General features: G+C 59.8%; 8 protein-coding genes and 1 pseudogene. 3 read left to right on the forward strand and 6 right to left on the reverse strand.

What is annotated here, in order from left to right:
• Nucleotides 1-238: 238 nt before the first annotated feature.
• From BFP90_RS11035 to BFP90_RS11045, 3 genes are all read right to left on the reverse strand, one after another.
• Nucleotides 239-1,654: an amino acid permease gene (locus BFP90_RS11035; protein WP_065896680.1), complete on the reverse strand. Its 1,416-nt coding sequence runs from the start codon at nucleotides 1,652-1,654 to the stop codon at nucleotides 239-241.
• 146 nt (nucleotides 1,655-1,800) lie between these two features.
• Nucleotides 1,801-2,853, reverse strand: coding sequence for an ornithine cyclodeaminase (locus BFP90_RS11040; protein WP_065896681.1), 1,053 nt, complete (start codon nucleotides 2,851-2,853; stop codon nucleotides 1,801-1,803).
• Nucleotides 2,854-2,900: 47 nt separating this feature from the next.
• The gene (locus tag BFP90_RS11045; RefSeq protein WP_065896682.1) at nucleotides 2,901-3,935 is read right to left on the reverse strand and encodes a histone deacetylase family protein; all 1,035 of its coding nucleotides are present in this window, start codon (nucleotides 3,933-3,935) and stop codon (nucleotides 2,901-2,903) included.
• 119 nt (nucleotides 3,936-4,054) lie between these two features.
• Here BFP90_RS11045 and BFP90_RS11050 point away from each other — a divergent pair, with 119 nt between their 5' ends.
• Both BFP90_RS11050 and BFP90_RS29600 read left to right on the forward strand, forming a co-directional pair.
• Nucleotides 4,055-4,555 (forward strand): Lrp/AsnC family transcriptional regulator, encoded by a 501-nt coding sequence (locus BFP90_RS11050; protein WP_065888210.1) that lies wholly within the window; start codon nucleotides 4,055-4,057, stop codon nucleotides 4,553-4,555.
• Between the two features lie 104 nt (nucleotides 4,556-4,659).
• Nucleotides 4,660-4,758: pseudogene (locus tag BFP90_RS29600) on the forward strand (LysR family transcriptional regulator); the annotation flags it as partial.
• Here the strand turns inward: BFP90_RS29600 and BFP90_RS11055 are convergent.
• From BFP90_RS11055 to BFP90_RS11065, 3 genes are read right to left on the reverse strand one after another with little or no spacing between them, the layout of a single operon-like run.
• A complete protein-coding gene (locus BFP90_RS11055; RefSeq protein WP_083203223.1) occupies nucleotides 4,748-5,593 on the reverse strand; it encodes a GNAT family N-acetyltransferase in 846 nt (281 codons plus the stop codon). The pseudogene BFP90_RS29600 and the gene BFP90_RS11055 overlap by 11 nt on opposite strands.
• A gap of 34 nt (nucleotides 5,594-5,627) precedes the next feature.
• A complete protein-coding gene (locus tag BFP90_RS11060; RefSeq protein ID WP_065896684.1) occupies nucleotides 5,628-6,794 on the reverse strand; it encodes a catalase family protein in 1,167 nt (388 codons plus the stop codon).
• Nucleotides 6,791-8,599: a di-heme-cytochrome C peroxidase gene (locus tag BFP90_RS11065; RefSeq protein ID WP_065896685.1), complete on the reverse strand. Its 1,809-nt coding sequence runs from the start codon at nucleotides 8,597-8,599 to the stop codon at nucleotides 6,791-6,793. Before BFP90_RS11065 ends, BFP90_RS11060 begins: the two co-directional genes overlap by 4 nt.
• A 246-nt stretch (nucleotides 8,600-8,845) precedes the next feature.
• On the opposite strand from BFP90_RS11065, the gene BFP90_RS11070 reads away from it, so the two are divergent.
• Entirely contained in the window at nucleotides 8,846-9,586 is a 741-nt protein-coding gene (locus BFP90_RS11070; RefSeq protein WP_003190133.1) for an FKBP-type peptidyl-prolyl cis-trans isomerase, read from the forward strand.
• Nucleotides 9,587-9,792 lie beyond the last annotated feature (206 nt).

Below are 9,792 nucleotides of genomic sequence, written 5' to 3' on the forward strand. Positions count from 1 at the left end.
GTCGGTTAGAATACCGGCCTGTCACGCCGGGGGTCGCGGGTTCGAGTCCCGTCCGCTGCGCCATATTCGGCAACCTGGAACACTGAACGCCAGGTCGCCACAAGAAGCCCGCTCATTGAGCGGGCTTTTTTTCGTCTGCACCATTGTGCTGCAATTGCATCTCCAGCCACGGTTTCCAGTCAGACAATCAAGTTGCGCCGCCAGAGCAGCAGCGAATGCTGCTCTGGCGTGACGCAGCTCAACCGATTTGACTCGCCGACTCCACCGCCGTTTCAGGCTTCCTGCTACGTGTCAGCTGATAAGCAATGGCCAGCCATATGAACCATCCGGGCATGACCATCAAGGCAACGCGGGTGTCAGGTCTCAATGCCAGCAGGCAGAGAACGAAACCCATGAACGCCAGTGAGAGCACTGCCATTGGGACGCCGCCCGGCATCTTGTAGGCAGATTTAGCGTGAAGCTCAGGACGCTTTTTGCGATAGGCAATGTAGGACGCGAGGATAGTCGACCAGGTGAATATCACCAGAATCGCTGACACCGTGGAAACGATGGTGAATGCGGTCATGACTTCTGGAACGATGAACAGCACAAGTACACCCACCAGCATCAACAATGTAGTGAAGGCCAGGCTCAGCAGAGGCACGCTATTGCCCGATAGCCGCCGAAAAATACCCGGAGCATTGTCTTGATTGGCCAGCCCGAACAGCATACGGCTGGATGAGAATACGCCACTGTTGGCCGAGGAAGCGGCGGATGTCAGAACCACGAAGTTAACGATGCCGGCTGCTGCGGGAAATCCTGCGACGAGGAACAGTTCGACAAAAGGACTTTTCACAGGTGAAACCTGTTGCCAGGACGTCACGGCAATAATGCAACCCAATGCCAACACGTAGAACAGGATGATTCGCAGCGGAATCGAGTTGATTGCCTTGGGTAGGGTCTTCTCCGGAGAGCGGGTTTCTGCCGCCGCGGTGCCGATCAGTTCGGTGCCGGCAAAGGAGAATATCGCCATCTGAAAACCGGCGAAAAAACCCAGCAAGCCATTAGGGAATGCCGCCTGTTTATCCACCAGGTGACCCAGGGACGCGGTAACGCCACTGGGGGATACGAACGAGCTGGCAATCATCACGAGGCTGACGCCAATAAGCGTCACGACGGCGATGATCTTGATGATCGCGAACCAGAATTCGACCTCACCGAAAAGCCTGACCGTCAGCACGTTCAAGGCAAACAGGGTCGCCAGCATCCCGATAGCCGGTATCCAGGCAGGCAGTTGGGGGAACCAGTACTGGAAAAAGCCGCCCACGACAACGGCATCGCCGATCACTGCAACGCTCCAACTCAGCCAATACGACCAACCGAGAAAAAATGCGGCGCGAGGCCCCAGGTAGGCGCCGGCGAAATCCGCAAAGGTCTTGAAATTCAAATTCGATAGCAGCATTTCGCCCATGGCGCGCATGACGAAATAAACGAACAGGCCAATGATCATGTAGATGAGGATGATCGAGGTGCCGGAGAGGGCGATGATCTTTCCGGAGCCCATGAACAAACCCGTGCCAATGGCTCCGCCCATGGCCATTAACTGGATGTGACGATTGCTGAGCGTGCGCTGCAGCGCAGGCTGCTCAGCCCGCTCGGATGAATTCGATTTCATTTCAAAACCTCTTGATCTTATGTTTTTGAGTTTTGGCAGAAAAATGGGTATCCAGCGCCACTGTCAGGATGCAATGGCGGGTGACGGTGTTGTTTTATTGGGGCAGTGACGGCCCGCTGCAGATGCCTTGGGGCGTCACTCGCAGATCAACTGGCCGTGCGCAGAGGGGCGGCTTTGGTTGGTTGCTGATCAAGCATCTGGAACAGGTTTTTTATATTTTCAGGCGTGGGTACCAGGTGGATGTGCCGGCCGACTTGATGTTCGTGCGCCATCACCTGCAGGTAGCGAAGCGATGAGAAATCCTCGAGGGCAAAGCCCACTGAATCGAATACCGTCACCTGTTCATTGTTCTCGCGGCCCTGGACGTCGCCTTGCGCAATCCGGAAAAACTCGATGACGGGTGAGTCGGCCTCCAGTTGCTGAATATCACCTTCAATCCGCGTTTGAGGTTCAAACTCCACGATGACCCGAGCGTTGCGCAGGATGTCGGCGTGCAGTTCGGTCTTGCCCGGGCAGTCGCCGCCGACGGCATTGATATGCATACCGGGCTCAATCATCTCGGCCGTCAGGATCGTCGCGTAGGCCTTGTCGGCGGTAACGGTGGTGACAATGTGCGCGCCCTTGACCGCCTCCTGTATGGAGTCGGCGTGAATCACTTTGATCGTCGGGAAAGCCGCCAGGTTGCGCAGCAGCTTGAGTGAGGCGTCGCGATCAATATCGAAGATGCGAATTTCATTGATGCCCAGCATTTCGTGGAAGGCCAGCGCCTGAAACTCGCTCTGAGCACCATTGCCAATGAGCGCCATCGAGGTTGCCCCAGGACGGGCAAGCGCACGCGCGACCAGTGCCGAGGTTGCCGCGGTGCGCACTGCAGTGGTCAGTGTCAGCTCGCTGAGCAGGGTTGGATAGCCACTGTGGACATCGGCCAGCAGACCGAATGCCATCACCGTCAGCAGGTTCTGCTGACCATTGTCCGGGTGGCCATTCACGTACTTGAAGGAGTACTGCTTGCCATCGTCGGTAGGCATCAGCTCGATCACCCCATTTGCGGAGTGATTGGCCGTGCGCGGCGACTTGTCAAACTGCGCCCAGCGTAAATAGTCTGCTTCGATGTAGGTGGCCATCTCACGGATTGCCCGGCGGATACCAATCTTGGCGAACAGGCGTGCGGCATCATCGACATCCAGGAAGAGCGTCATTTTTTATTCTCCAATCTATCCAGTTACGCGTTGTAGAGTCAGGGGGATCAGGCGCGCTTGCTCTCGAAGCCATGCAGTACGTTCACCGCATTGATGCCGATTTCATCGACCATGTAGCCGCCTTCCATCACAAAGAGGGTGGGGCAACCCACACTCGCTATCAGCTCGCCGATCCCGATGAAATCCTCGCTTTCCAAAAGGAAGTGACTGATCGGGTCGTCCTTGAAAGTGTCGACGCCCAGTGAGATCACCAGTACTTCCGGCGCGAACTGCTGAAGTTTTCCGCAGGCATGAAGCAGGGCGTCGCGGTAGCGTTCCCAGGCGGTGTTTTTCGGCAATGGATAGTTGAGGTTGAACCCTTCGCCGTGGCCGGCGCCGATTTCATCGCTGAACCCCGAATAGTAGGGATAGGACACGGCCGGTTCGCCGTGCAGCGAGATGAACATCACGTCATTGCGCGGATAAAAAATGTTCTGGGTACCGTTGCCGTGATGAAAATCGACGTCGAGTACCGCGACACGTTTGGCGCCCTGAGTGATTGCCTGCTGTGCAGCAATGGCCGCATTGTTGAGATAGCAGTAGCCCCCCATATATTCACGCGCCGCGTGATGGCCCGGCGGACGACACAGGGCAAAGGCGCTGTCGTGGCCTTCGTCGATAAGTGCCAGCCCCGTCAGGGCGATATCGGCACTGGTCTTGACGGCCTGCCAGGTCGTGGCGGTGATTGGCGAGCCGGCATCCATTGCGAAGAAACCGAGTTTGCCGTCAATGAACGTCGGCACTTGATCGTTGGCCAAGTCACGTACAGGCCATACCAGTGGCAGGGCGTCATGGGTGCGTCCTGTGGCGCACCACTGCGACCAGGCACTTTCCAGGAAACTCACATAGCGTTCGCTGTGGGCGTTGACGTAACACGCGCGGTCAAACACGCGCGGTTCGACTATCCGGCCAAGGCCTGTTTGCTTGACACGGTTGTAAACGGTGTCGGCCCGACTGGGCTGCTCAAACGACGGCTTGAGCACGCCATCCTTCAACTCGGTGCCATGGTGCAGACGGTGGGAATCACTGAAAACTGTAAACATTCTGCGCATCCGTTAATGTGAGCCAGTGCAAATATTCTGTTCTGGTCGGGACGCGATTTCTTTGCTTTGTCTTCATGCTTAAGGATATTTATCGGGCGATTTAACTCAGGAACAGCGTAATGAAGAAAAATATATCCAGGCGCATCAGCCTCGACGAGACCGATCTGGCCATTCTTGAGTTGTTGCAGGAGGACGCGAGCATTTCCAATGCCGAACTCAGTGAGCGGCTTTCATTGAGCCTCACGCCTTGCTGGCGACGGCGCAAGAGAATGGAAGAGGCGGGCGTGATCAAGGGTTATCAGGCAACGCTGGATCGAAGAATGCTCGGGCTGGATATCATGGCGTTCGTGCACATCCGCTTTTCCACCCATGCCGATCATGCGCCGGATGCCTTCGAGGCAGTGATTGCGCAATTGCCGCAAGTATTGGCCTGCCACAAAATCACCGGAGACGCCGATTACGTGCTTCAAGTGTTGGCAGAGGATCTCGACAGCTATAGCGACTTTATCGAGCAAGTGCTGAGGCGCCAGGTCGGTATTGCGTCTATTCAGTCGAGTCTGGCGTTGCGTGAAATCAAGACCGGTAGTCGCATTGCCATACCCAAATTGAGCAAGGGTTAATCGGGATGGGCACCGCACTACGCTCGGTGTGCAGTAGAGCAATCGGGGAAATTGAAGGCAAAGGCAGCGTTCGGTTCGCGTCACATTGCAACGGGAGGGGCGTCATGCAGCACCTGGATCACTTATCCTTGCACTTGTTCATTCTGCTCTGTGAAGAGGGCACGATTGCACGCGCCGGCGAGCGGGCATTCATTAGCCGATCGCCTGGGTCACCAGCGCAAATTCGGTGACCCCGGCGCTTGATTGGGGCGGTATCCCCCGCACCATGCGTGGCGCGTTATCTACGCACGGCAGCCCGAGGTTCTCCAGCCAGTCGGCCAACCCGCATGCGCTGGGAATATCGAAGCGCACGAACGCGCCCGGGATCAACCGAAGAAGGTGAGTGATCAAGTGTCGGGCCTGCTCCGGGTGGTGCGCGACGACGGGGCCAATGAGGTGGCCGCGACCAAATTGGCGGAGCAGTGCGCATCCCTGCAGGTGTCCCTCTATCTCGATGCCCACCACGTGTTCAGCCCTCGGCAGCAGGTCGTTGAGTACCTCGGTGCGGTCCAGGCCGCTGCCGGCGTTGGCCAGTTCGATCACCTTCGGGTAGTCGGCCCGGTTCACTACGCGACATAGCGCGTGGCGGCTCGCGGGCAAGGGCTCCGGCATCTGCGGCACGCCCTGATATTGCTGAATCCGTGCAAATTCAACGAATCCCATGCTGGCGTACAGCGGCGCGCCTGACTCGGTGGCATTGAGGATCGGCGTGCGTGGGCCCACGGCGTCCAGGCACAGATTCATCAAGCGCCGTCCGATGCCTTTGCTCCGGTGCTCATGACTGACGATCACCAGGCCGATGGACGAATAGGCCCCCTGATGACAGGCGAATGCGATGCCTGCCAAGACACCGTCCTGTTCGGCGACGAAGCCTTCGGAGATGCGCTGCACCATCGCCCAGTCTTCCTCGCGATGAGGCCATTCAAGGTGCACGGAGAGTGCATGGGCGGCGGGCAGGTCGGCGGCCGTTGCCGGGCGATACAGGTAAGCGGGACTCACATCGGTTTCCTCTGCTGGCATGCAGGCACTGCGCCTACGGCGCGTTGCGACTGTGGCGATAATCGCTGACCGCTTCGTACACCGCCTTGCGCAGGCGGTTGATGCCGCCGATGGGGCGGTGTTCTGCCACGCCGAACCAGGGGTTGAATGACTGGTTGTCGCAGGCGAGATTCAGCGCGGGCGTGTCGAAGTCCTGCGCCGGGACTCGCACCCTGGCCACGGTTTCAAAAGGCGCGTCGCTTTCCTTCCATTCGATGCTGGTGTCTTCGATGGGCATGAATGTCTGCGGGTTCTGTCGCTGGATCTGCAACACGAAGCATGCCGGCACGCGGTCGGTGGACAGTTGTTGATTGAGCGCGCTGCGCAGGAAGTTCGGCAGGTCCTGGTTCTGTTTGGGCAATGTGTATTCAGGACAGCTTTGCGGGTCGGGGGCGACGCGGAACTTGGCGTTGGCCGCACCGAACTTGTAGGGCGAAACCGAAAAGTAGGTGGTCTGCGTCGGGCTGGCCGGGGCAGGGGCGAGGGTGGCCAGGGCGATGAACAGGTGGCGTATCTGCCAGGTGCGCGGGTCGGCCTTGGGGAAGAACGCCAGCACTTTTTTGCCATCCGCCTGGGCACCGATGTTCTGCGCATATTCGGCCACATCGCTGACAAAGAAGTTCGGGTGGCTGAACATCACGAAGTCCTGCTCGGTGCGCGCTTGCTGATCGGCCATCAGCTGTTTGCCGGGTACGTCGAGCAGCTTGATGGCCATGCCGCGGGCATCGCGGATGCTGTCGAATTGCGGGTAGGCATTGCCGTTGGACAGCCGCATCATCGCCTGCCAGGTTTTACCCGGCGTTGCGAACACGCCCTGGCGCAGTGCCGGATCGAGGTCGGCCAGCACGCTGACTTCGGCCTTCACACAACCATGGGCCTTGGCGTGGGCATCGCGCAGGTAGCGCGTGCCCTCGCGGTGCTGGTCGACGATGCGCACGGCGGTCTGGATGATGCCCTGGGTCATGGCGGCTTCACCGGGCGGAATCTGCTCATCCGGCGACACCGGGCCGCTGTGCTGCCAGGCGTACCACGCGCTGGCGCCGAGCCAACCGAGCAGGCCGAGACCCACCAGCCACAGCAGGGTTTTGCCGAGAAACCCGCCGATGCGCAGCCAGAGGCGGGCGAGCAGGGAGGGGCGGTCATAGGGGGATCGAATCATCATGGCAGTTGTTGCTCCAGCGGGCTGCCCAGCACTTTGAGGTATTCCAGCAGCGCCCAGCGTTCCTGCGGCAGCAAGCCACGGCCGATGACGCCGTTACCACGCTGGCCGGCACGGAATTCGTGGCCGCTGTTGTGGTTGCCGGTGATTTTGGTATCGAACACAAAGGCATTCTTGAACGCGTCGGTCTCAAAGCCGAGATGGCGCGGATCATAGTTGAAGGTGCCTTTATAGAAGGTGGTGCTGCGCTCGTCCTGGGGCGAGAGCAACTGGTAGATCGTCGGCACCGAACCGTTATGCAGGAACGGCGGCGTTGCCCAGACGCCAGCCAGTGGCCGCGCTTTGTAGGCGCGCAACTCGCGCACACCGATGGGCAGGCCGTACCCGTCCAGGCGCGGGCGTTCGGCCGGGGTCACGCCGGCGGCGCGGTAAGCGTGGTCCTCGACGAATGCGGTGACGTAGGCCAGGCCCTTGGCCACGGACATCTTCTTCAGGTCCAGTGGCTCGGTCGGCGTGGGGTGCAGTTGGACGTTGAGCCCGGCCAGCTCCGCCGGGTTCCATTGCAGCGCACTGAGGTCGTAGCGCTGGTCGGCGATGTTGTTGGCGGTGCCGGGGTCGGTGCCGATGTAGTCCACCGGCAGCATCTTCAGTTGCTGCACCGGCCGGCCGCCTTCTTGCGTGACGGTGGGCACGTGACAGCCGGCGCAGTTCTCGGCGAACAATGCGCGGCCCTGGGCGGCAAGGGGCTTGTCGATGGCGCCGAACAGGTCTTCGGGCCAGGTGGGTGGTTTGAGACGTTGCAAGGTCTCTTCGATCAGGTTCAGGTCGCGCACGCGTACGCTGGAAGGGTAGCGCGCATCGCCCTGCAGGGGCTGGCCGGCGCTGTCGAAGAAGTCCAGGGTCGCGCCGACGCCGAGGGCTTCACCGATGTTGCGGGCCATGGGCTGCTGGGCCGAACCGTTCCATTGCACCCAGTCGAAGGTCCATATATCCCACAATTGCGGGTAGTCCACCGGCGCGTTGGCGATGCGATAGTTTTGCGGGGAAATGGCATCGCCAAAGCTGGCATTGGCGATGCGGCCGAAGGCGTCAGTGCGGCCCGGCCCTTCTTCGGTGGGGTATAGGCCACGGTGGGTATCGTTCCAGGCAACCTTGAGGAAGCGGTTCAGCGACTGCTTGAAGTCCTGGCGCAGTTGGCTGTGCTCGGCGTCGTAGCGCTCCCCCAGGACCTGGCGGGCGAAGCGCTCGAATTTCCACGGGTTGTAATAAGTCGCCGCAAGGCTGGCGACCAGCGCCTGGCCGAAGCTGCCGCCGCGCAAGGTCGGCACGCTCGACGGCAGTACATGCTGGGCGGAGCCGCCATCGATACGCAGGGCCTGGCCTTTGAAGTGCAGCTCGCCGGTGTGGCAGGCGGCGCAAGTGATATCCAGGTATTCAACGTTGCTGCCCGCATTTTTATGCCGGGCGAAACCCACCGGCAGGTTGCCGGGGTTTTGCGCGCTGGGCGCTTGCCGCGGGTCCACCAGGAAGCCGAAACGGGCCAGGTACTCCGGCGAGGCAAAACGGCGCTCGGAAAAGGGCAGCTCCAGCGCGGTGAACCAGTCGTAGTGCAGGCCTTTGACCTGGGTGCCCTGGGGCGTGAAGTAATAGGTCTGGCGGTCGGCGGCACTCCATTGGTCCTGGTAGTGCACCTGCTCCACGGGCACGTAGTCCGGCAGCCTGGGGTTGATCGTGTAATAGAGCACCACGGCCAGAACCAGGCCCAGTGCCAGGAGGATCAGGAGTAAGACACGGGTAAAAATGCGCAAGTTAACTATCCTTGTCGGTTGTTCGCGTTGTTATGCCACTACGCCAAGGGGGCGGCAAGTGGCCATGAGTCTGGAATGACAGGTCCCACGATCCGTCGCGGACCTGCATCATGAATGAAATTGCTTTTAAACACGTGAACTTATCAGACGTTTCCTGCTCACATGCCGGTAGCCATTGGTCGTGGCCGCCTGATAAGCTCGCGACTTTATTCGAATGCCCTTTTGGCGCATGAACAAGGAAATAGCATGAAACAGCATCGGTTGGCGGCGGCGGTGGCCCTGGTTAGCCTGGTACTTGCGGGTTGTGATTCGCAGACCAGCGTAGAGCTGAAAACCCCGGCGCAGAAAGCTTCCTACGGCATCGGCCTGAACATGGGCAAAAGCCTTGCTCAAGAAGGCATGGATGACCTGGACTCCAAAGCGGTAGCCCAAGGCATTGAAGACGCTGTCGGCAAGAAAGAGCAGAAGCTCAAGGATGACGAACTGGTTGAAGCCTTTGCCGCACTGCAAAAGCGCGCTGAAGAACGCATGACCAAAATGAGCGAAGAGTCGGCAGCGGCCGGCAAGAAATTCCTCGAAGACAACGCCAAGAAAGACGGCGTGGTCACCACTGCTTCCGGTCTGCAGTACAAGATCGTGAAGAAAGCCGACGGCGCCCAGCCCAAGCCTACCGACGTCGTGACGGTTCACTACACCGGCAAGCTCACCAACGGCACTACCTTTGACAGCTCCGTGGACCGTGGCAGCCCGATTGACCTGCCGGTCAGCGGCGTGATCCCGGGTTGGGTCGAAGGCCTGCAACTGATGCACGTTGGCGAGAAGGTCGAGTTGTACATTCCGTCCGACCTGGCTTACGGCGCCCAGAGCCCGAGCCCGGCGATTCCAGCCAATTCCGTGCTGGTATTTGACCTGGAGTTGCTGGCCATCAAGGACCCAGCCAAGGCTGAAGCGGCTGACGCACCTGCTGCACCTGCCGCCAAGAAGTAATCGGCGCTGCGAATAACGACAACGCCCCGTTTCGACGGGGCGTTGTTGTTTTCGCCGACGGGTATTTACCTGGCTCCCTGCGATCTAACTGTGGGAGAGGGCTTGCCCCCGACGGCGGCCTCGGAGCCGACCAGGCTGTTGAGTCGATCCCGGTCCAAATGTGGGAGGGGGCTTGCCCCCGATGGCGGCCTCAGGGCCGACCAGGA

The sequence above is a fragment of the Pseudomonas sp. 24 E 13 genome (assembly GCF_900004715.1).
Taxonomy (GTDB): Bacteria; Pseudomonadota; Gammaproteobacteria; order Pseudomonadales; family Pseudomonadaceae; genus Aquipseudomonas; species Aquipseudomonas orientalis_A.